Source organism: Candidatus Thermoplasmatota archaeon (assembly GCA_038884455.1).
Taxonomy (GTDB): Archaea; Thermoplasmatota; E2; order DHVEG-1; family DHVEG-1; genus JAWABU01.
In genome coordinates this window covers 33,808-56,800 of the sequence record JAWABU010000002.1, presented here as the reverse complement: position 1 = coordinate 56,800, position 22,993 = coordinate 33,808, and the positions used below count along the sequence as shown (strand labels likewise).

26 protein-coding genes and 1 tRNA gene are annotated in these 22,993 nt (G+C 41.5%); 12 read left to right on the top strand and 15 right to left on the bottom strand.

Translation table 11 applies throughout. The features are described from left to right. Positions 1-68 precede the first annotated feature (68 nt). A complete protein-coding gene (locus QXL17_00795) occupies positions 69-782 on the top strand; it encodes a glycosyltransferase family 2 protein (GenBank protein ID MEM4257676.1) in 714 nt (237 codons plus the stop codon). Between the two features lie 19 nt (positions 783-801). Here QXL17_00795 and QXL17_00790 read toward each other — a convergent pair whose 3' ends face one another. From QXL17_00790 to QXL17_00740, 11 genes are all read right to left on the bottom strand, one after another. Beyond that, complete coding sequence (locus QXL17_00790) at positions 802-1,953, bottom strand: FAD-binding oxidoreductase (protein ID MEM4257675.1); 1,152 nt, start codon at positions 1,951-1,953, stop codon at positions 802-804. Beyond that, positions 1,934-2,215 (bottom strand): (2Fe-2S)-binding protein, encoded by a 282-nt coding sequence (locus QXL17_00785; protein ID MEM4257674.1) that lies wholly within the window; start codon positions 2,213-2,215, stop codon positions 1,934-1,936. Before QXL17_00785 ends, QXL17_00790 begins: the two co-directional genes overlap by 20 nt. Positions 2,216-2,221: 6 nt before the next feature. Next, positions 2,222-2,692: a 4Fe-4S binding protein gene (locus QXL17_00780; GenBank protein MEM4257673.1), complete on the bottom strand. Its 471-nt coding sequence runs from the start codon at positions 2,690-2,692 to the stop codon at positions 2,222-2,224. After that, positions 2,689-4,152 carry an FAD-dependent oxidoreductase gene (locus tag QXL17_00775; GenBank protein MEM4257672.1) on the bottom strand — a complete coding sequence of 488 codons (1,464 nt, stop codon included), beginning with the start codon at positions 4,150-4,152 and terminating at the stop codon, positions 2,689-2,691. The genes QXL17_00780 and QXL17_00775 overlap by 4 nt, the downstream gene beginning before the upstream one ends. Positions 4,153-4,234: 82 nt before the next feature. Next, complete coding sequence (locus QXL17_00770) at positions 4,235-4,660, bottom strand: NusA-like transcription termination signal-binding factor (protein MEM4257671.1); 426 nt, start codon at positions 4,658-4,660, stop codon at positions 4,235-4,237. Between the two features lie 17 nt (positions 4,661-4,677). Next, complete coding sequence (locus tag QXL17_00765) at positions 4,678-4,986, bottom strand: 50S ribosomal protein L30e (protein ID MEM4257670.1); 309 nt, start codon at positions 4,984-4,986, stop codon at positions 4,678-4,680. Positions 4,987-4,991: 5 nt separating this feature from the next. Then, positions 4,992-6,497 (bottom strand): DNA-directed RNA polymerase subunit A'', encoded by a 1,506-nt coding sequence (gene rpoA2 / locus QXL17_00760; protein ID MEM4257669.1) that lies wholly within the window; start codon positions 6,495-6,497, stop codon positions 4,992-4,994. A 4-nt stretch (positions 6,498-6,501) separates the two neighbouring features. Further along, positions 6,502-9,171 (bottom strand): DNA-directed RNA polymerase subunit A', encoded by a 2,670-nt coding sequence (locus QXL17_00755; GenBank protein ID MEM4257668.1) that lies wholly within the window; start codon positions 9,169-9,171, stop codon positions 6,502-6,504. 18 nt (positions 9,172-9,189) lie between these two features. Beyond that, on the bottom strand, positions 9,190-12,555 hold the full coding sequence (locus QXL17_00750; GenBank protein MEM4257667.1) for a DNA-directed RNA polymerase subunit B: 3,366 nt from the start codon (positions 12,553-12,555) through the stop codon (positions 9,190-9,192). Positions 12,556-12,594: 39 nt separating this feature from the next. Further along, entirely contained in the window at positions 12,595-12,912 is a 318-nt protein-coding gene (locus tag QXL17_00745) for a DNA-directed RNA polymerase subunit H (GenBank protein MEM4257666.1), read from the bottom strand. 41 nt (positions 12,913-12,953) lie between these two features. Continuing rightward, positions 12,954-13,027: transfer RNA gene (locus tag QXL17_00740), tRNA-Lys, on the bottom strand. A gap of 259 nt (positions 13,028-13,286) precedes the next feature. Here QXL17_00740 and QXL17_00735 point away from each other — a divergent pair. The 9 genes from QXL17_00735 to QXL17_00695 all read left to right on the top strand — a co-directional run bounded on the left by QXL17_00735 (position 13,287) and on the right by QXL17_00695 (position 18,331). Continuing rightward, positions 13,287-13,916, top strand: coding sequence for a radical SAM protein (locus QXL17_00735; GenBank protein ID MEM4257665.1), 630 nt, complete (start codon positions 13,287-13,289; stop codon positions 13,914-13,916). Positions 13,917-14,023: 107 nt separating this feature from the next. Continuing rightward, the gene (gene psmA / locus QXL17_00730; GenBank protein ID MEM4257664.1) at positions 14,024-14,746 is read left to right on the top strand and encodes an archaeal proteasome endopeptidase complex subunit alpha; all 723 of its coding nucleotides are present in this window, start codon (positions 14,024-14,026) and stop codon (positions 14,744-14,746) included. Between the two features lie 2 nt (positions 14,747-14,748). Continuing rightward, positions 14,749-15,444 carry a ribosome assembly factor SBDS gene (locus QXL17_00725; protein ID MEM4257663.1) on the top strand — a complete coding sequence of 232 codons (696 nt, stop codon included), beginning with the start codon at positions 14,749-14,751 and terminating at the stop codon, positions 15,442-15,444. Between the two features lie 23 nt (positions 15,445-15,467). Further along, positions 15,468-16,151: an exosome complex RNA-binding protein Rrp4 gene (gene rrp4, locus QXL17_00720; protein ID MEM4257662.1), complete on the top strand. Its 684-nt coding sequence runs from the start codon at positions 15,468-15,470 to the stop codon at positions 16,149-16,151. Beyond that, positions 16,148-16,876: an exosome complex exonuclease Rrp41 gene (gene rrp41, locus QXL17_00715; protein MEM4257661.1), complete on the top strand. Its 729-nt coding sequence runs from the start codon at positions 16,148-16,150 to the stop codon at positions 16,874-16,876. The genes rrp4 and rrp41 overlap by 4 nt, the downstream gene beginning before the upstream one ends. Positions 16,877-16,879: 3 nt before the next feature. Further along, the gene (gene rrp42, locus QXL17_00710) at positions 16,880-17,662 is read left to right on the top strand and encodes an exosome complex protein Rrp42 (GenBank protein ID MEM4257660.1); all 783 of its coding nucleotides are present in this window, start codon (positions 16,880-16,882) and stop codon (positions 17,660-17,662) included. Between the two features lie 2 nt (positions 17,663-17,664). After that, entirely contained in the window at positions 17,665-17,958 is a 294-nt protein-coding gene (gene rpl37A, locus QXL17_00705; protein MEM4257659.1) for a 50S ribosomal protein L37Ae, read from the top strand. Continuing rightward, the gene (locus QXL17_00700) at positions 17,955-18,095 is read left to right on the top strand and encodes a DNA-directed RNA polymerase subunit P (GenBank protein ID MEM4257658.1); all 141 of its coding nucleotides are present in this window, start codon (positions 17,955-17,957) and stop codon (positions 18,093-18,095) included. Before rpl37A ends, QXL17_00700 begins: the two co-directional genes overlap by 4 nt. Then, positions 18,092-18,331, top strand: coding sequence for a KEOPS complex subunit Pcc1 (locus tag QXL17_00695; protein ID MEM4257657.1), 240 nt, complete (start codon positions 18,092-18,094; stop codon positions 18,329-18,331). The genes QXL17_00700 and QXL17_00695 overlap by 4 nt, the downstream gene beginning before the upstream one ends. Here QXL17_00695 and QXL17_00690 read toward each other — a convergent pair. Then, complete coding sequence (locus tag QXL17_00690; protein ID MEM4257656.1) at positions 18,323-19,594, bottom strand: adenylosuccinate synthase; 1,272 nt, start codon at positions 19,592-19,594, stop codon at positions 18,323-18,325. The genes QXL17_00695 and QXL17_00690 overlap by 9 nt on opposite strands. Positions 19,595-19,653: 59 nt before the next feature. After that, entirely contained in the window at positions 19,654-20,043 is a 390-nt protein-coding gene (locus QXL17_00685) for an OsmC family protein (protein MEM4257655.1), read from the bottom strand. A 338-nt stretch (positions 20,044-20,381) separates the two neighbouring features. On the opposite strand from QXL17_00685, the gene QXL17_00680 reads away from it, so the two are divergent. Further along, positions 20,382-21,512 carry a site-2 protease family protein gene (locus QXL17_00680; GenBank protein MEM4257654.1) on the top strand — a complete coding sequence of 377 codons (1,131 nt, stop codon included), beginning with the start codon at positions 20,382-20,384 and terminating at the stop codon, positions 21,510-21,512. A gap of 107 nt (positions 21,513-21,619) precedes the next feature. Next, the gene (locus QXL17_00675) at positions 21,620-21,844 is read left to right on the top strand and encodes a hypothetical protein (GenBank protein MEM4257653.1); all 225 of its coding nucleotides are present in this window, start codon (positions 21,620-21,622) and stop codon (positions 21,842-21,844) included. Positions 21,845-21,892: 48 nt separating this feature from the next. On the opposite strand, the gene QXL17_00670 is transcribed toward QXL17_00675, so the two are convergent. Next, the gene (locus QXL17_00670; protein MEM4257652.1) at positions 21,893-22,108 is read right to left on the bottom strand and encodes a hypothetical protein; all 216 of its coding nucleotides are present in this window, start codon (positions 22,106-22,108) and stop codon (positions 21,893-21,895) included. 152 nt (positions 22,109-22,260) lie between these two features. Then, on the bottom strand, positions 22,261-22,983 hold the full coding sequence (locus QXL17_00665) for an RNA methyltransferase (protein MEM4257651.1): 723 nt from the start codon (positions 22,981-22,983) through the stop codon (positions 22,261-22,263). Positions 22,984-22,993: the final 10 nt, after the last annotated feature.

Below are 22,993 nucleotides of genomic sequence, written 5' to 3'. Positions count from 1 at the left end.
TCTTTTTCTCTTTTTATAAAACTTTTTTAACACCTTTTCCTATTTCTTTTGCTATCCTTAGGATGTGATTGATTCTGAACATTGCCATTCTCATGCCTACTCTTAATGAAGAACAAGGACTCAAAAAAACACTTGCAACAATCCCATATACCTATTTTCAAAAGAAGAACTGGCAACTTACTCTCTATATCATCGATGGGCTCTCTACCGACAACACCCAGCAGATCGCCAAACAACACAACGTCCACGTCATTCTTGAACCACGAAAAGGATACGGCCGGGCGTATAAAACCGGGTTGCACCATCTCACCGAAGATATCATCATCACAGGTGATGCTGATGCGACCTACCCATTTGATTGCATCCCCCAATACCTCGATCTATTTCTCCAGGAAAACCTTGATTTTATGACCACCAACCGATTCGCACAACTGACGAAAGGATCGATGAGTGTCAAACATCGGTTCGGAAACCTCATCCTTGCATGGACAGTCCGCATCCTCTTTTGGGTTCATATCAAAGATTCACAATCAGGAATGTGGATCTTGAAAAAAGAAGCGTTATCAAAAATACAACCTCTTGAAGCCTTTAACGACGGTATGCCCTTCTCAGAAGAAATCAAAATTGAAATGTTTACGAATAAAAAGATCAGAGCACGAGAAATCCCCTCAACGTTATACCTCCGCGAAGGAAACGTGAAACTCGAAAGTTTTTCCGATGGGTGGAAAAACTTACTCTTCTTATTCAAAAAACGAGTTACCATGCATCACGTACAAAAATAAACCTCTCGTTTTTTTGATTTTATCCAACCACCGATAACTCTTTCTCAATCTTTTTCCCACGAAACCGATCCAAATTCAAATTATTCAAAACTTCAGGTGTTTTTCCTGAGACAATATACTCCGCTAACATTTGCGCAACCATCGGGGACAACATAAAACCATGGCCAGAAAAACCATTACATTGAATAAAACCCTTCAGGTGATGAACTTCACCAAGAATCGGCCGAGCATCAGGAGTCACATCATAAAAACCAGTCCAATGACGAAGCATATTCACCTCCGATAACACCGGTGCATATCGAATCAACGTCTTTGACATATGCCAGACAAACTGCAACGTCGGCATAGTTTTAAACCCACTTCGTTCCTCAGGAATAGGAATACCACCAACAATCTGTCCTTCAGGCTGCTGACTAAAATAAATACCATCTTTAAAGCTGATGACCATTGCTTCAAACAACGGTTTCAACCGTTCCGTTGCCATAATTTCCTTGCGAACAGGGGTGATCGGCAGTCGAACCCCAACCATCTCTGCAACTCCAACAGAATCAACCCCAGCAGCATTCACCACTACTGGTGTCGTAATCGTTCCTTTATCGGTTTTTACTGCAGTGATTCTTTTTTTCGCAACGACGAGATCAGTAACCGTCGTATGCGTATAAATCTCAGCTCCATAACGACGCGCTGCCTGTGCATACGCAAATGTGGTTTTAAATGGATTCGCATGACCGTCGGTTGGACAAAACGATGCACCGATCGCCTGCATCCCTTTCACATCAAGAATCGGAACAATGTCAACCATCTTCTCAGGAGGAATAATGTCAACAGTTAAACCTAACGACCGCTGTAACGACACATTTTTTTCAGCTTGCCGCATCTCTTTTTCATCATGGATCGCAATCAGATACCCGCCTTGTCGAAACTCAATATCCATCCCAAGTTCTCGGCTTAGATTTTCAAACATCTTTACGCTGTCCATCGCAAGTTCGATATTCTCACGGGTTGACCACTGCTGTCGAATACCAGCACCGCATGCACCAGTCGCTCCAGATGAGAGATACTTCTTTTCAACAACAACTACCGTAAGCTTACGTTTCGCGAGATGATAGGCTAATGAACAGCCATTCACCCCGCCACCAATAATCACAACATCAGCTTTTCGTTTCATCATGATCACGTGCAAGTGTTTTCAGCGGCACCGGAATCAACGGCGGCCGTGGTTTATGCAATGAGGCTTTGGTAACTTTTTTCCCGGTTTTTTTCTCCAGAATCTTCATAACAAGCTGAATGCACACACGACCCTGACATGGCCCCATTCCAATACGGAGTTTTTTCCGCAGCTCCTCAAGATCAGTGTAACCCTCAGCAATTGCTTCAAGAACATCATCTTCTGTGATATCCTCACATCGACACACAACACTTTTTTGAACCATACCATCTCAAACCTGAATATTTCTAATCTCAAGAGCATACTGCTCTGGAACTTCAATCGTAATCACCATGGTTTTCCCCTGTCGAACAACCCGAGTAACCACGGCATCGGTCTGATACACTCCAGCTCGATCCAATCCACGGACAGTATCTCCAACCTTTGGAATCGGTAAAAATTCATACGGAAGCGTCACATATGCCTTTCCTTGTTTGATTTTTATGACAAAAATAGCAAGACCAGGACAAATCCCGACACATCGAGTACATCCGGTACAGAGATCATAGTTGTTCACCGGAGGTGCATTGATATCTTTCATAGAAATCGCATGCACAGGACATGCATCAACACAGGGGTTACATGGTATTTCTTGGATACATTCAAGAATCGCAACTCCTTTCTCCAACTGTTTTTTTGATGGAAGAATGAGATCTGAAAGAGCAAGAATGCCGGTTTGCTCATACGTTTTCACTCGGTTCATACCTGCTTCACCAGCAATTCGTTGATTTTTTGCTTTGCAATCCGTGGTTTTTCACCAAACGGTCCTGCTCTGAGACATTCTAACTGATCAAGATACTTCTTCCTGATCTGATCATCAGTAGTGTAGTTAAGATTATAGGCTGCAGAAAAACCAGCGATTTTTCCCTCGACCATCGCAGTTGATGCTTCCTCAATACCTGAACTGTCACCTGCGACAAAAATATTCTGAACCGTTGTTTCCATCGCTTCATTATGGAGTGCAACATACCCACCAGCCTCAGCGATAAACTCCTGAGCAACTCCGATCTGTGAGAGTAACCGCGTCGACGGCGTCAAACCAACCGCCAAACAAATCGTATCACAAGTGATATATTCCTCTGAGTTTTGAATTGGTTTCCACTGGTGGTCAAGACGGACGATCACCGCACCTTCAACATGTTCTGTTCCATACACCTCTTGAATCGTATGCTGCGTCTGAATCGGAACACCACATCGTCGAAGTTTTGCCGCATGGACATGATACCCGCCGATCACCGGTGCTGCTTCAACAACCCGATCAACTTTGATTCCTGCCTGGAGAAGCTGATACGACACGATCAAACCAACATTACCTGCACCAACCATAAGTACAGTAGTTCCGGGCCGAACGCCATACACATTCATCAAGGTCTGTACCGCCCCAGCGCCATACACCCCAGGAAGATCATTCCCAGGAAACAACACCATATTCTCCATAGCACCACAGGCAAGAATCGCTGCTCTGCAGTCAACCTGATACAGGACACTATGATATCCCTTACGTTGTACAATGCCGAATCGATGCAAATTCTTCGAACCTTCATAGTAACCGATAACGGTTGCATCAAGCATCACTTGAATTTTTTTCCGATCAATAAATGGTTCGAGTTCCGACGTAAGCTGCCGTGCAATCTCAATACCCCGGGTTCCTGCGCGTTCCTCTTTTGACCCAAAAAACTTATGCGTCTGCTTCACGAGCTGACCTCCAAGCATCTGATTCTCATCAACGAGCAGTACCGAAGCTCCATACGATACTGCTTCCAATGCAGCAGAAAGTCCAGCAGGACCACCACCAACTACGAGCACATCAACGGTTACGTCCTGTTTTGGTTGCAGGGAGGATGGAAGCGACACTTGATCTGAAACATCTGGAAGTGTATCTTGGGTTTCAACATGGATATTTTCATGGAGCGGTGCGGTGCAGGTTCGAACATTCGGAATACCATTCACACGCATAAGACACGAAGAACATTTCCCAATACCGCAGAAAAAACCTCGAGGACGATGCAATCGAAGGCTTCTACTGAGTGTTGTAACACCAGCAGCATGCAACGCAGAGGCGATCGTATCTCCTTCAACACCGGTCATTTTTTGATTATTGAAATAGAACGGAATGCTTTTCTTCGATGGGAACTCAAGGATCGGATGAGATTGAATCCGCAACCATAAAACCCCCTGTGTTGCTCTACCCCTCAAATGCAGAAACCCTTTAAAAAACCGTAGGGTACCCCATCAGGTTTTTCAATTATACGATTTGAACATCTTTAATCGTATGATGACGCTGTGCGAGTTTTCGAATCATGGAAATATTTCGCCCGCCTTTCCCAATAAGCTTTGACTTATCCTTACTTTCAACCTCAACTTTTGCAATATTCTCCTGATCGGTTCCCTCAAAAGTGACCGAGCGAACAGCATATGGCTTGCAGAGATTTTCGATAAATTTCTTCTTATCAGCATCATATTCAACGAATTTTACCATCTTCTTCAACAGATGGTTCAGTCGTTCGAGATTCTTTGCCTTCCGACCAAGTGCAATTCCAAGTTGTCCTTTTTCAACAATAAAAACAACTCGATCATCTTCAACTAAACAATCAATAATCTGAGCATTCGTTGTTTTCGTCGCAAGATTGATGAACTGAACAGTTTCATTAGAAAGAACAATCTGACCCATGACATCAAATCTTTTTTTTATTTCTTTTTCTTTGCACCAACAAGCTGCAAAATATTCGTATCTCCAACGTCAACAACAGCTAACGCAGCAACACCATAACTTTTCCCACAGATATACCCAAGTTCAATGTTATCAGATTGATAGTGATAGATTGGTATCTTTTCTGCTTCAGCATCTTTGATCAATGCAGCTGAATATGGGCAATTATTTGCAAGAACAACAAGTTTTGCAGTCTTATTTTTAATTGCAGCTTTCGTTTGTTTCTCACCCAGCAGCATTTTTCCTTTACTTGCAACTTCTTTTAACGCCTGATTAACATCTACCATAACACCTATTCTCCTTTTGTTTTCTTTTTACTCATTGATCGTGATCGACTCATCACAAGTTCAACAGCACCAGTTCCGAGATTCACAGGTTGACCGACAATGATGTTTTCAGCAACACCATTCAGAATATCAGACTCACCGCGTTGACTGGCAAGCAGCAGATGATTCACGGTGATTTCAAAAGCTGCTCTGGATAACACTGAGCTTTTTTCACCACTTACACCATGCCGTCCGATTGCTCGAACAGTTCCATCAGCAGTCATCACATCAGCAACCAGCATGATATGACGCATATCTACGTTTAACCCCTGTTCAGAAAGGGTATTATGTGCTTCTTGGATAATCATATTTCGTGCAGCTTCTATCCCAAGTTCACGGGCAATTGCATGAATGTCATTTGTTGTAGTTCGATACGGATCAACACCATCGATGTCAAGCACTTCTTGGAGATTGCTCCCTTCACTATAGATCACATATCCTTCATTAGGTTCTTTTCGAATAATCACTCGTTTGATTCCATCGATACCTTTGATTTTGAGTTTTTTTAGCGATTCATAAATATTTTGTAATGCTTTATATCCTGGTTCTTCTAAGGTTATTTTAATGGCATCTTTTTCGATTTTTGCATTGATCTTCCTGATGTTTTGAATCACCTCAAGAAGTTCATCAATCGTGAGTCCTTTCGTCTCCATTGTTTTACTGTTTGGTTTAATCAAAATCGTCATATTAATGAGATCCATCTCAAGATCAGCGACATCAGTAAGCCGGGTTATCTCGATTTTATTAGCAATTTCCTTTGCCAGATCAGGATTCACCCGATACTCATCACGCAGGTAGATGTTCATCATCGGCGTTGATGGAATTGAACGTGCATCAACAATTTCAATGAGACGAGGTAACCCTAACGTAACGTTAATCTCAGCAACACCAGCATAGTGAAACGTCCGCATCGTCATCTGCGTACCAGGTTCTCCGATGCTCTGAGCGGCAACCATACCGCAGGCTTCAGCCGGATCAATCTTGTTTTTCTGATAGTCAGCATACACTCGATCGACAATTTTGTCAAGTTTTGATTCGAGTTTTTTTTCTTTTGCAATACGTTCAACAAGAGTATCAATAATTGCTGTTGGAAGAAAACGATCCTTCAAAATTTTCTCAATCTTTCCTCGAAGTTCTTTGTATTCCTTGGGTTCATCGTCGATTTTCACCGGACGGGGAAGCATTTTCCGTTCAGGTACAACCTTTTCTTTCTTGGTCGGTTCAACTATGACTTCCTGTAGTTCTTCTTCGCGCTGTTCCATCTTTTCGGTTTTTATTGCCGGTGTTTTTTGGATTTTTTTCAACAGCTCTCTGCTACTCTTAATTTTTTTCAGAGGTTTTGTACTTATTTTTCTTACTGGTTTTTTTTGGTCAGCTCTGCTTTTGTGTTTGTGTTGAGGTTTCACCGTTATTTTTTTTACCTGATGTTTTTTATCTTTTTTCTTTGCCGTTCCTGATTTCTTCTGAACCATAGCCTTATGCCTCCTCTTTAATCTCAGTAATCACACGTTCGATATCAACTGCTTTTCCATTCATGCTTTTCGCAGGATCAACACCATCCTCACCATAAATAAACTGAATGATCTCGCCACCGGTATGCCGAACAGTACCATCATCTTCAACTTTGAGATCTTCTAATGCATTCACCAGACGACGTTGCATATACCCAGAGCGAGATGTTCGAACCGCAGTGTCGACTAACCCTTCTCGACCACCCATAGAATGGAAGAAATACTCAGTCGGTGTCAAACCACTCTTATAGCTGCTTGCAACAAACCCTTTGGCACTAGCACCAAGATCTCCTTTTTTGAAATGCGGCAACGTCCGCTGCTTATATCCACGGGAAATACGTTCTCCTCGAACTGCCTGCTGACCGACACATCCAGACATCTGCGAAAGGTTCAACATGGATCCTCGAGCACCAGATTTTGCCATAATCACTGCGCTATTGTTCATACCAAGATACCTACTTGCGATTTCTCCAGCCATATCACGAGCACGACCAGTAACCCGCATGATCTCCATTTCAAGCGTTTCCTCAAGACTTCGACCAGGTAACGCTTCAAGTTCATTATTCTCAAACGCGAGAACAAGATTTTTAATCTTCTTTTGGGCTTTCTCAAGACCATCTTCGATCTGCCGTCGTGCCTCCAACGGAATATCTTCATCATCAATGCTTGTCGTAAAACCAAGAACACTTACTGTCGCAATACCCAGCTTTGTTACCTGATCAATGAACTCACGGCCAGCATTGGTTCCATGATCACGGATGATCCGTTCAATAATACGACCTTTAAATGAACCAATACTATTTTCATCAATCACACCTTGTTTCAGCACACCATTTTTAATCACGACATACGTACCATGGGGACAATCAGGAGCTTTGCACACCTCACAGTTGAAACATGATTTTGCTTTGTAACTCATCGATATATCCTTTGGTAACAGGACACTGAAAATATCACGGCCATATACAAAAGACGTCCCGTTTTCCTCATGAACCTCTGGGAATTTTCCTGTGTATTGAAACCCGCCGAGGATCTGCGATGCTTGTTCTTTTGTGAATCGTTTATTGTTAAACGTCAGTAAAAAACACCCTGAGATATGATCATGCAATCCACCGATGATGATACCGCCAAAGCGTGGCGAAAGAATATTTTCCTGAACTTTCATGAGAATCTCTGCTTCAGCTTTTGCCTCTTCACCTTGCAATAAATGCAGGTTCATCTCATCACCATCAAAATCAGCGTTGTATGGTGGACAGACTGAGAGGTTAAATCTGAATGAACGATACGGAACAACCACAACACGATGTGCCATCATTGACATTCGATGCAACGACGGCTGACGGTTGAACAATGCAATGTCACCATCCATGAGCTGCCGTTCGATAATTGTTCCAATCTCAAGTTTATCTGCAACATCATCGGCATTCTTATCAGTTACTTTAATTCGCTGTTCAACACCCTCACGGTATCGTTTAATGTAATTCACCTGTGGGATGTATCCTTGATGAGCATGGAATGATTCTTTGGTTTGTCTGATGAGTTGTTTACACCATTCAAGATTCTGAGGAGTAACCCGCACAGGAATCGTCAACTCCCGAGCGATTTCAATCGGGACGCCAATCTCATTGATACTGAGGTTTGGATCAGGAGAAATAACTGTACGAGCGGAAAAATTCACTCGTTTTCCTGAAAGATTACTTCGGAAACGACCTTCTTTTCCTTTCAATCGTTGTGCAAGGGTTTTCAACGGCCGTCCTGATCGATGACGAGCCGGTGGAATCCCAGATGTTTGATTATCAAGATACGTTGTGACATGATACTGCAGTAATTCCCAGAGATCCTCAACGATCAGTTGCGGTGCACCTGCATCTCGATTTTCCTGCAGTCGCTGATTGATCCTAATAACATCAACGAGTTTATGGGTGAGATCATCTTCTGATCGTTCACCAGTTTCAAGTGTAACCGAGGGACGAACCGTCACTGGAGGAACCGGCAGAACTGTCAGCACCATCCATTCAGGACGAGCAGCATTTTTATTGATATCAAGCAAGGGTAGATCTTCATCAGGAATTTTTTCAAGCCATTCTCGAATTTCCGTCGGTGTAAGTTTTTTCCCATTTTCACGAAATGATGTCGGTTTGTCAAGATCAATTTTTCCAACGAGTGTTTTACATCGAGGACACGATTCTGTTTTCACACAATCAGTAAGAATATTTTTGAAAACATACGCATTATCTCGCCCATCAGCATTATTCTTCTCGATGGTTTTCATATACTCTTTGATTTGATCATCCGTGAGAAGAATACGACCACATCGGCGACACGTTGCCCGAAGGCAATTCCTGATGGTTTTCACAAAACCAACATGTACCACAGGCATAGCAAGATCAATATGTCCAAAATGACCAGGACATTTGTCTTTCCCAACCTTCAACCCGCAGGTTTTACAGCGAAGACCAGGCTCAATAACACTGAGTCGTTGATCCATCAACCCCATCGTAATCGGAAAACCATCATCATCATACGTATCAGCAGTAATAACCTTTGTTGCACTCATCTTTCGAATTTCATTTGGCGAAAGAACAGAAAATTCTAAACTCCCAATCTTTTTTGTCACATTTCGAGATCCTGCCATCTTTTATCCCTCCACGGATCACACCAATGACTCAAGCCGTATTCGTGGAACAACCACCAGTGATTTCAACTCATCAATGAGAAGCTTAAACGCATAACTCATTTCAACTGGATGAATATCAGCCTTATCACCGCATATCGTACAATGCAATCGCCCATGTCGATCAATCATTGCAATATGACCACAGGTGTTACAAACATATTTCATCGTGAGATCTGATTCATCCAGCAGTCGATCTTTAATCACCATGGATGCACCATGACCAATCAGACAATCACGTTCCATCTCACCAAACCGCAGACCACCTTCCCGAGCTCGACCTTCAGTTGGCTGACGGGTAAGAATCTGAACAGGTCCACGGGATCGAGCATGAATCTTTCCTGCAACCATATGATGCAGTTTCTGATAGTAAATACAGCCAACAAAGATGTCGCATTCGAGCGGCTGACCCGTGATACCATCATAGAGTAGTTCTTTACCGTTATGTTTAAATCCATTCGCAACAAGTGCTCTCCGGAGATGATCTTCACTTTCTCCAGAAAAAGCAGTACCATCAACCGTCCGTGCTTCAAGTGCACCAACCTTTCCCCCAATCATTTCCAAGACATGAGCAACCGTCATACGTGAGGGAATTGCATGCGGGTTGATAATGAGATCTGGACTGATGCCCTGCTCGTTAAACGGCATATTCTCCTGAGGAACAATAAAACCAATAACTCCTTTCTGACCATGCTTTGATGCAAACTTATCACCGTACTCAGGGATACGCTGTTCACGAACCTTAATTTTCACCATTCGAGACCCATTGACTGATTCAGAGAGCATTACTTTGTCAACAATTCCTCCTTCACCATGTTGTACTGTCACTGAGGTTTCACGTCGTTTCTGTGGAGTGAGAAAATCAGTAGGTTCCTCAAGGAAACGCGGCGGAGATGTTTTTCCAATGAGCACGTCACCACCATCTACGGTGCTCTCTGGTGAAATCAATCCATCGTCACCAAGATTGTTGTACGCATCTTCACTGCGTACCCCTCGACAGTCAGGACTTGGAATTTCAAAATGATCCTCTTGACCACCAGGATACCGTTTCTCTTCACTTGAATACGTCCGAATAAACGTACTCCGAGCAAGACCACGTTCAATCGCAGCTTTACTCATAACCAGCGCATCTTCCATGTTATATCCTTGAAATGAGGCAACTGCAACAATAAAATTCTGACCTGCAGGTCGTTCACGGAATTTAATATATTTTATCGGATGAGTCTGAACAAGAGGTATCTGCGGGTAGTGCATGAGATGACCGCGAGTGTCAGGTCTGATTCGATAGTTTGCAGCACCAAAACCAAGTGACTGTTTTCCCATACCTGCACCCATAGTAATACGCGGCGACGAGTTATGCTCAGGATACGGAACTAGCGAAGCACCAATACCAAGAATACACATAGGATCAAGCTCCATATGCGTATGATCTGAGGTGATGTCCTCTTTGGTTAATGCAATGAGTGCATTTTCCTCCTCCTCAGCATCAATATACTCAACAATACCTTCGTTAATGAGGTCAATCCATCGTTTCCGACCTTCCTTTAACTCTTGAAGATATTTCTCTGTCAGTAGCAACTTTCCATTCTCAACAACAAGCAACGGTCTGCGGAGACGGCCACAATCACAATTCACGATAACATCGTTTCCTTCGCTATCATACATAACATTAATTTCATTACTGAGCAATCCTTTCCGTCGACGTTCACGTAGTTTTTTTACCAGCTCTTGACCATTGGGATGCATCCCAATCAAATCCCCGTTGAGATAGACACGTGAACCGGTGACATGTTTGGTAATATCCTTAATTCCAAGATCTCGGAGAACGTTTTCCAGTTCTTTTTCTGAGAAACCTTCTGAAATTTCAACAGCAAGCGCGAGGTTTTTCACTAGACCACAATTTGGACCTTCAGGCGTCTCATTTGGACACAGTCGCCCCCACTGCGTTGAATGTAAATCACGAGCTTCGAAATGAGGTTGCGATCGAGTCAGCGGCGAGGTTACGCGTCTCAGATGACTGATCACTGCAAGATTGCTTGTCCGGTCAAGCAGCTGTGAAATACCAGCTCTTCCACCAACCCAATTCCCGGTTGCAAGTGCATGGTGGATACGTTGGCTGAGAACATCTGAACGTAGACAGGCGCTGATTTTTACATCTTTACCTTTTGCATGTACTCGTTCAATTTGGTACTTCAAATCTTTACAAAGCGCAGTAAACGCTACTCGGAATAAATCCTCCATGAGATCTCCGGCAAGTTTCAACCGTTTATTGGCATAATGATCTTTATCATCAGGCTGACGTTTCCCAAGAGCAAGCTCAAGAACTGCAAGCCCCATCCGTGCCATAAAGATAGCTTTCGTGAGTCGATCATCAGGAGACGTTCCAAGATGTGCGAGCAGATGACGATCCATAATGGTTTCAACTCGTTTCACCCGATATTCTTTTGCTTGCCCTCCTGCAAATTTTTTCCCAAGAAATGCAATTGCTTCCTCTTTTGTTGAAATGCCAAACTCCCGAGCGCATTCTTCGATATTTGCAAGTACGTACGGTTCCATTTTTGGATCAACGCAGATCACATCGACGATTTCTTCATCGTTTTCCATACCAAGAGCTCGTAATAAGATAATCAACGGTATTTGACCATACGTCGTCGGCAGCGTCACCATGAGCATACCGTCTTTTCGTTTTTCGACAACCGTCAACGCACGGTATCCTTCTCGTTGAGAAAACACCTTTGCAACTTCAACATCAGTGCCATACCTACTTGTTTTTTCTACAAGCACGCGATTTGGTGCAAGATCCTCGACTGTGATGAGCACCCGTTCGGTTCCATTACTAATGAAATATCCGCCAGGATCCAACGGGTCTTCCTGCATATGCTGTAATTCTTTTTTATATTCCTCATCAGTGAGGACATGTTCTAATTTTTCTTCTAAAACCTTCCGAGAAATCGTACATTTTTTTGATTTGATCATAATCGGTAATTCACCGATTCGAACCAATTCAGGTTCATATTCAACATCATTTTTCACTGGAATAAATTCAAGTTCGATGGGAGCTTCATACGTGAGATCTCGCAGTCGTGCTTCCATGGGGGTAAGCGGTCGGACGGTTCCATCTGCTTCTTTGACCTCAGGAAAACCAACTTTGATTTTCCCGAATTTTATTTTAAAACCTTCAATTTCAGGATAAATGAACCCTCGTTCCATGTTTTCGTCTTCTTGACCGATAACGGTACTATCAACAATCCGTTGTAACCGATTATTGAGGAAATCATCGTAGGATGCAATCTGATGGTTTACAATGCTTCGATCTCGATAAAAAGCATCAATTAATTCTCTCATTTTTCTTCAACCCACCTAAAATATTTTCTTTTTTTTACTCTATTCAATCTCAGTTGATTCTCCAAAATCAGCAGGGATGGTAAATTCTCCAATGTCAGCAAGCTCACTTTCAATAACCAATCGATAACAAATCGATGTCTTTGCAGTCGGACTCTGTCGAACTATTTTAACAATGTCTCCAGGTTTTGCTTTGATAGCAACAACCGCTGGATCGGTGCTGAGAATCTTTGGGAGTTGTTCAGGTTTTATTTTATACTTGTCTAGCAACGCTTTTTCCTCTTTCTTTGATAAAATACTATGTTCTGGTACCAGCTTATGACCTAATATGTCGTAATATTTTGGTTTGGGGGTGGCGATGCTGCATTCCTCCTGGTTGTGGCTTCCGTTGAGGAATAAGGCGGGCCTGAAGGGATTCGAACCCTTGGCCACCTGGTTAAAAGCCAGATGCTCTACCTAGCTGAGCTACAGGCCCAGACAAGGGCCATTCTTCAGTTATATATCGATACTTAGCAGTGATTCATGATTGATATATGATACACACTATCTCATATTAACTGTTGAAACGGCTTACCCGTAATACCAATTCTTATATAAATATCTTTACCTCACGTTAACTCAAAATATTCTGGAGGAGTAAACCTAACCATCCTGAACGTTTACCTGCGGTTGTTTACCAAACGGTTTACCACACACATTTTTTTATAGGTATGATCCATTCTTCTTTTTCACCTATGAACATTCATGAGATTTTTTATTCAATCCAAGGCGAAGGTATTCTTGCTGGAATTCCAACAATTTTTATCAGAACGACAGGATGTAATCTACGCTGCAGCTATTGCGATACTACGTACGCATACCATACCGGCAAAACAATGAGCATCCCAGAAATAGTAGATGCACTACAACAATATCCATGTTCGACAATATGTCTTACTGGAGGGGAACCACTTATGCAACCTGATTGCTACGACCTTCTTCACCAGTTACTTGATAAGAACTATAAAATCAGTGTTGAAACGAATGGGAGTATTTCGATACAAACATTACGCTCAATGAAAAAAATCATGATTTCACTGGATTACAAATGCCCTTCTTCACACATGCATACTCATATGAATCTTGAAAATATTAATCTTCTCCGACCTCACGATCAACTAAAATTCATCATTCAGAATTCTGAGGATTATTCCTGCGCGCGAGAGGTCATTGAAAAATATCATCCCTCATGTTATGTTTTTTTTCAACCTGTGTGGGGCACTGATCCGAAAATTCTCCTCTCATGGATCCTTCAGGATGGTCTTCCAGTTCGCTTAGGATTACAACTACATAAAATACTCTGGGGGGATCAGCCCGGTGTTTAGAACATAAAATCCTGAGAAAACAAATAATCACAAAGTATATACAGTAAAAGCGTATTCTTGGTTGAACATTCTCCATATCATTAAAAAAGTTGAGGTGAACAAAGAGCATGCAACCATCAAATATTGCATATGATCGCGCGATAACCGTCTTTTCTCCAGACGGTCGACTCTTTCAAGTTGAATACGCACGAGAGGCAGTGAAACGAGGAACAACTACGGTTGGTTTAAAATGTAAGGATGGTGTTGTACTCATCGTCGATAAACGTATAACCTCCCGGTTAATTGAACCTGATTCCATTGAGAAGATTTTCGCGATCGATGATCACATCGGATGTGCAACTTCTGGTCTTGTGGCTGATGCTCGTGCGTTGATTGATCGCGCCCGGCTTGATGCACAAATCAACGAAATAACCTATAATGAAAAAATCCAAGTAAAAACACTCGTAAAACGAATCTGTGATTTCAAACAAACCTATACACAATACGGTGGTGTTCGACCTTTTGGCACCGCCCTTCTTATCGCAGGTATTGATGAGACCGGTCCTCGACTGTTCTCGACTGATCCATCTGGAGCTCTTATGGAATACAAGGCAAGCAGCGAGGGCGCTGGTCGAGCAGGAGCTATGGCGTTTTTTGAAGAAAAATATCGAGATGATTTAAGTCTTGACGAAGCAATCGATCTCGGCATCAAGGCGTTGCATAAAGGAACCGAAGGTAAAATCAATGCTGAAGCAATTGAGATCGGCGTAGTTAAAAAAGGCTGGAAATTCCATATTCTCTCGCCAGAAGAAACACGCATGTATGTTATCAAAGCAATCGGAGGTAAGTAAACGTGGTTAGCCTTGAAGATGCAGTCATTGCTCGATATCATAAAGGAGAAGAACATTTTGAAATACTTGTTGATCCTCACATCGCAGATCAGGTGTTAGAAGGAAAAGACGTTGACATACGTGGATCTCTTGCAATCGACGCAATCTTTAAAGACGCTAAAAAAGGGACTCATGCCTCTGAGGAATCATTGATTAAAAATTTTGGAACATCAGATATAATAACCATCGCGAAAACCATCATTCTCAAAGGAGACATTCAACTCACTACAGAACAACGACATACTATGCAGGAGCAAAAAAAGAAACGAATCGTTGATATCATTGTAAAAAACGCTATGGACCCACAGACAAAAATGCCGCATCCTCGACAACGGATTGAACGAGCACTTGAAGAAGCAAAGGTTCATATTGATCCCTTTAAACCAGTTACCCAACAAGTCAAAACCGTTCTCGAAGCATTACGACCCATTATTCCAATTTCAATGGAGCAGGTAAAAATATCTGTTAAAATTCCAGCAGCATATACCGGGAAAGCCTATGGTGTTGCTCGGAATTTCGGAGTTCTTGAACGTGAAGATTGGCAATCAGATGGATCATGGCTTGGTATCGTTCGTATCCCTGCAGGTATGCAGACTGATTTTTATGATAAACTCAATACGCTTACCAAGGGCAATGTCGAAACACGAATTCTTAAATAATACGGAGTATATAGGTTATTTTTATGGCAGATGAAAAACGTATCATTGTTTATCCCAGTCAAATTTTAGGAGATGTGAAAAGCCATCGATCTGGCCGAGGTACGTTTATTGAACAAGGAAAAATTATTGCAGCACGGCTTGGTGTTCTCAACATTTCAGATTCAACCATTGAGGTTGTCCCTATAAAAGGACGATATGAACCAATACCTGGTGATTTTGTTATTGGTGTCGTCGAAGAGGCATCGCAGTCCAGCTGGATGGTTGATATTAATGCACCATATCCTGCATTACTCCATGTGAGCGAAGTACCATGGGATATCGAATTTGGAAATACTGAAAAATATTTAAATCACGGAGATTCCATCATGGCTAAAGTTCTTTCAGTTGATGAACAAAAAAAACTCAATATTACCTTAAAAGATAGAAATCTCTATAAAATCAAAGGTGGAACTATTATTGATGTAGAACCATCAATCGTTCCACGCATCATCGGTAAAAAAGGTTCGATGATATCACTGATCAAACAGTACACTCGATGCCGGATCTTTGTCGGCCAAAATGGCCGCATCTGGATCGATGGAGACACCCAAGGTGTTGAAAAAGTACTGCAAGCAATCGCTAAGATTGAGCAAGAAGCAGTGAGTCATGGATTAACCAATCGAATCGCTGAATTATTAAAAAAAGATTCAAAGGAAGTTGTACTATGAAATCAGATATTGAACTCCTCGATAGTCATGGAAAACGAAGAGACGGGCGAGATCTCGAAGAACTTCGTCCAATAAAAATCGATGCAGGTGTCCTTCACAGAGCAGATGGTTCTTGCTATCTTGAATGGGGGGGCAACAAAGTTATTGTTGCTGTCTATGGACCTCGAGAAGCAGTACCACGACATACCCAAAACCCGTTACGAGCGGTAGTAAACGCTCGGTATAATATGGCTGCGTTCAGTGTTGAAGAACGAAAAAAACCAGGACCAGATCGACGTAGCCGAGAAATTTCTAAGGTAATCTCAGAAGCGTTAGATAAAGTCATCCTCACCGAACAGTTCCCCCGTGCAGCAATCGATGTGAATATTGAAATTCTTGATGCTGAGGCTGGGACGCGTTGTGCTGGACTCACTGCTGCAGCAGTTGCCTTAGCTGATGCAGGCATACCGATGACCGATATACCTGTTGCCTGTGCCGCTGGAAAAATCGCTGATCACATTGTCCTTGATCTTGGGAAAGAAGAAGATAACTACGGACAAGCAGACCTTCCTGTTGCAATAGCACCTCGAACTGATGAGATTCTCCTGCTTCAAATGGATGGACATCTCACACTTGAGGAATTTAATCATGCATTTGACCTCGCGATACGAGGTTGCCATAAGGTTGCACAGCTGCAGAAAAAAGCACTTCTTGATAAATATGAGAAACTTTTGGAGGTTGAATAAGGTATGACAGTTGTTCCAGTTATTAAACGAGATTACATCATTAAACTTGCAGAACAGGGTAAACGGATCGACGGGAGAAGGTTTGATCAATACCGGCCGATTACAATTGAAACCAATGTTGTACAAAAAGCAGAAGGATCAGCGCGGGTAAAAATTGGGAATACGCAGGTTCTTGCAGGGATAAAAATGGAGGTCGGTGAACCATATCCTGATTCACCAGATAGCGGGGTTCTCTCAACTGCAGCAGAACTGGTCCCGATGGCATCTCCTGATTTTGAAGCAGGTCCTCCTCAGGAAGATGCAATAGAACTCGCACGGGTTGTTGATCGAGGTGTTCGAGAATCAGAACTCGTTGAAGTTGAAAAACTCTGTATTACCCCTGGTGAAAAAGTCTGGGTTATCTTTATTGATATTCATGTTCTTGACTATGATGGAAACTTGTTTGATGCCGCATCACTTGCATCTCTTGCAGCCTTAATGACCACAAAAGTTCCAGCACGGCGATTTGAACTCGGTGATGATTATCCTTTGCCATTGAAAGAACCGCCGATCTCATGTACCTCAGTTAAAATCAACAACGTTATTTTTTTAGATCCCTCGCTTGATGAGGAACAAATTGCTGATGCACGTCTCACCGTTGCAACAGATACAAATGGAGATATTCGAGCAATGCAGAAAGGGCTCAAAGGGAGTTTCACCAGAGAAGAGATACAAAAAGTTATAAAAGCCTCGATTGATAACGGGCGAGAAATAAGAACACAATTATATAAAAGTACAGGGAAATAACTATGGCAAAAAGGACGAAAAAAGTTGGAACTGCAGGTCGTTTTCAAGCACGGTATGGTGTCCGATCCAGAACCCGGATTCGTGAGGTTGAGGCGTTACAGAAACAAAAACATAAATGCCCGTCATGCAGCCATCTCAGTGTAAAAAGAACTAGTACAAGTATCTGGAAATGTACCAAATGTGGTACGATTTTTGCAGGCGGTTCATACCTTCCACAGACACCACAGGGTTCCGATGTTGAAAAAATTGTGAAAGGATTAATAGCTCCACCACTCATGAGCAGTGACGAAGTATGACGAGATATAAATGCGGACTCTGTAAGAAGGCAGTTCAATTTGACGTTAAAAATATCGGTATGCAATGTCCGTACTGTGGAAGTAAGGTGTTCTACAAAGAGCGACCAACTGTTGCCAAACGTATTAAAGCAGTATGAACGCGCATGCTACATTTACGTTGACCGGTGCGTCAGAACGCGACATTCAACTTCTTGTTGGTGCAATTTCTCCTGAGATTCAACATGCAATACCAAAAACACAGGTCGAGATAACTCCTTCTGGGAAACAACTTATTTTAACCATACGTGCAGCTGATGTTCACGCATTACGCGCTGCCTGTAATTCATATCTTCGATGGATTCAAACTGCGGTAACCGTTCAAAATCTACTCTGAACGTTGTATTGTTTCATCCCGCCCAGGGCCAATCGAGACAAGAGAAATCGGTAGATTAAGATATTTTTCAATATATTCAATATACTTTTGTACTTCTCTAGGGAGATCGTCATATATTGTTGTTGATGGGTCAAGATACTTCCACCCGTGTAATTCGATATACTGAGGGGCACAGTGTTCAACGTCAGCAATTGTTGCTGGAACAAAATCAATAGTTTTTCCCAGCAGTTTATATGAAGTACAAATTTTAACTTTCGGCAATCCTGTCAGAACATCGATTTTTGTCATCGCAATGCTGGTAATCCCTGAAAGCATACAGGAATGTTTCACGATGACCAGATCAAGCCAGCCGCACCGACGAGGCCGCATGGTAGTTGTTCCAAATTCATGTCCTTTCTTTTGAAGATGTATACCGACATCATCAGAAAGCTCAGTGGGAAAAGGACCTTCACCCACACGGGTCGTATATGCCTTCATAATTCCAATAATATCGGTAATATTCTTAGGGTTAACACCGGTTCCAGTGATAGCTCCTCCCGCGATGGTATTTGATGAAGTTGTGTAAGGATATGTTCCAAAATCAACATCAAGCATTGTTCCTTGAGCTCCTTCAAAGAGAATATGTTTGTTCTTGGCGAGTGCCTGCTGAAGAACCATCTGTGTTGAGGTGATGTATTTTTCTAATTGTGTACCATAGTGCGCATAGGTCTCGACGAGCTGATCAAGATGTAATGTTGTTGATATGTTGTACATGTCAAGCATTTTTTGTTTTAATGGGATAATCTGTTGAAGCCGCTGTCTGAGTATTGTTTTATCAAGTAAATCGCTGGTTCTGATACCTAAGCGAGCAACTTTATCACTGTAGCACGGCCCAATTCCTCGTTTAGTTGTCCCAATTTTTTTATCACCAAGGTACTGCTCCTCAGCACCATCTAAGATTTTATGGTACGGCATAATGATGTGTGCTCTGTCGCTGATCATTAATTTTGGGTCAATACCTCGTTTTTTCAACTCGTTGATTTCATGAAGAAGAACCTCGGGATCAATGACTACACCGTTTCCAATAATTCCTATTTTTCCTTGGATGACACCAGAAGGAACGATATGAAGTTTATACACTTGGTCGTCGACTTGGATAGTATGACCTGCATTGTTTCCCCCTTGAAAACGAACGACATAGTCAGCTTTTTTAGCGTAGTAATCAACAATTTTTCCTTTTCCTTCGTCACCCCATTGCGTCCCTAGAATTAACGTACTTGGCATGGTATTCACATTACCGATGCAATAGCAAAGATATACATAAATATGATTGAACAAAACTGCTATGGTGCAAGTATTGTGATTTTCGGTGGTTTTTCAAGATGTTTTTTCACGGCGCATGATTCTGCTGCTTTCACAAGTGCTTTTTTATATGTTTCAGGAAAATCAGATGGTGTTGCAATGGTCAATGTAATATTCTCATACAGATGTGTCTTTTCATTTCTCTCTGATTTCATAACAATAGTGATATTATCAGTTGGGATATTGTGTTTCTGGCAAAATGCGAGAACATAATATCCGGTACAGGTTCCAAGAGAAATGAGAAACAAGCTTAACGGTTCAGGTGCGGTTCCAGTACCACCAGCCTCAAGGGGTTGATCAGTAGCGATCGTAAATCCCTTGTATTCGGCATTTACCTTTTTTCCACCAGGAAAATAAATTCTCATATCCATATTGCATCAAAACCTCGCCTCACACAAAGATTTGTTGTTTATCTTCTTTTCGATACATCAATACAACGTTCCAAAAATTTTAAAAATCGCTACAAAATACTGGGTCACGGGTTTGGGAATGCATTTGGAAAAGAGCGGTGAGTTAGCAGGACACTCATTTCAGAAACAAAATCAGTATCATTCATTTCTCTATTGGATACTCTTCTTTGTTTTTGTTCTCTATCTTATTGCAAGCCTTCTCCTTCGTACAAGTACATAAAAAAAATGTTTATAGAATCACGGCGCTATTGTATCGGGCGAAGGATTTATAAAACACATCTAATATCGGGCTTCTTCATATGTCTGAAACGTGGACGACGCCGGATTCATCACCAATCTTTGATATAGAACTCTTGAAACGAGAAGTCGGTCAACGATTTCCCTTTTATGATATGAAAACCGATGGAAACACCGCTGTTTTTTTCTGTAGAGTCGATGAACTACTGCTTGAAGAAAAATTCGAACAACTCCGGGTATCTCTTGCGGAAAAAGGGTACATTCCGATGATACGGTTTGAAGGAGGAGAACATCTCATCTATATTATCAAAAAACCACTCATACGGAAAAAACCAGTATGGATCAATCTTGCCTTACTCATCGCAACTGTTTTTACTACAACCCTTGCAGGTTCTCTTCAATGGGTAAGTATCCTTGAACCAACACTCAATGATTTTATCGCAATTCTAAGCAAAAGCTTTTCTCCAGAATATCTGAGCAATGGTTTCCTTTTCTTCTCGATTCCGTTGTTGTTAATCCTAGGATGTCATGAGATGGGACATTATCTCATTTCCAAAAAACATAATGTTGAATCATCTCTCCCGTATTTTATACCATTGCCACCCCCCTTTATTCTTGGAACTTTTGGTGCAGTGATCTCAACCCGTGAACCTATACCAAATCGAAAAGCATTACTTGACATTGGGATAGCAGGTCCTCTAGCAGGTTTTCTGGTTGCAATACCTGTCTGCTTTGTCGGATTTTTTCTCATGCAACAGAATCCAATCAGTATCCCGCAATCTGAGAATATTGGGTATATGTCACCTCCGCTGATTATCCAATGGATTCAAACTTTCTTTTCACTTCCAGACAATATATTAATTCATCCGACACTTTTTGCAGGGTGGGTTGGAATCTTTCTTACGGCTGTCAATCTTCTCCCAGTTGGTCAGCTTGATGGCGGACATGTTGCACGAGCATTTCTCAAAGAAAAACACAGGTACGCAAGCTGGGCTGTTGTTATTATCCTTCTCATCTTAGGGCTTCTCTATACTGGTTGGCTTATGTTTGCCCTTATAGTTTTTCTATTGATTGGTACGCATCATCAACCCCCGCTCAATGAACATGATACCTTGGATACTCGACGAAAACTCCTTGGAGTTCTCATCATTATCGTCTTTATCTTAAGTTTTGCACCTATTCCTTTTTCCTAAACAACAAACTTTATTTTTCAAATCCGATTCGAAGACGATGTTTTTCACCGTAGGAGCGTAATGATTTAATACCTATATCCTGATAAGGTTCTCAGAGTGATATTCCTATGAAAACCTACCTAAAAATCATGTTCTACAGTGAAGGAGCATCTCCGTCAGAAGTAAAAAACCAGCTCATGAATATGGGTTTTAAAGCAACGAAAGGTAACTATGATTTTGTCTACGACTGGGGCAAAGAACAGCAAAACGTTGAAGATCTTATCTTTTTTGCTGATAAGGTTCATGCAGCATTAAAACATAGTAATGTCTATTTTAGTATTGAAACAATATAAATATTGATTTAAATCAGAATATACAGTTTCTAAAGTACTTGGTAAATGTTATGTTGTAAAAATCCTTATTTGATAGTATTCTCCAGAATATTGGAACATATCTGTTTCATGCTCATTTAAAAATTCTCGTAATTTTTTTTCTTGAGATGCAGATATTTTAACCATTGTGTGATTTAAAATGGATTCTAAAATGAAGGGAAAATTTTCTTTTACTTCGGTGATAAAATTGATATACTTCTCAGGAATATATTCAATTTTTACCATGGTGGCGCCTCGTTCGATTGTTTGACAACCGCTTAACATTCCTATGTACAATAAAACTATACATAATATTCCAATTTTTTTTTCATAGTTTTTTCGTATCTATTTAGTTCCTTATTTTTTACAACGATTATAGCAATATAGCCAAAGAAATATTATTTTTTCTTTATTTTTTCCAATGCTCCACTGAGCACACCCATCAACGTATGATACTCCCATTGTGACGGCAAGGCTCTCCCCATCATCCGTTTAAACATAATCTTCGTATTTTCTTTTTTATGCTTTGGATAATCTATTTCATCAAGCAGATCAGAAAAAAACCGAAACAACATCTCTTTCTCAACTTTACTGAGTTTTCGTTTTCTTTTGTACTCAACATTATGCGTATACAGAGAATATAAAACTACGGTAACTGCATGAGATAAATTCAATGATGGGTATGATGGACTGGTTGGGATTTTCACCATCACATCACATGCTGCAATCTCCTCATTAAACAAACCATAATCCTCGCGGCCAAACACCAAACCAATGCGACCTTCAACGTCAAAAATTTTTTTTGCAAACTCATCAAGAATAAACGGCTGACGAAGATGTCGTTTCTCAGACGTTGTCTCAATTGACGAGGTTGCAACTAGATAATCAATGTCCTTACACGCCTCATCAAATGAAGAAAAAATACGAGCATGGTCAACCAGATCTTGTGCATGCATTGCTCGAGCATAACAATCCGCATCAAGTTCACAGGGATCTACCAGATACAACGTCTCAAAATCAAAATTCTTCATCGAACGAGCAACGGCACCAATATTACCACTGTACTTCGGCTCCACAAGAAGTACAACAAACTGAGAGAAAATCTTCTTTTGACGAGACATTCGAACCAAA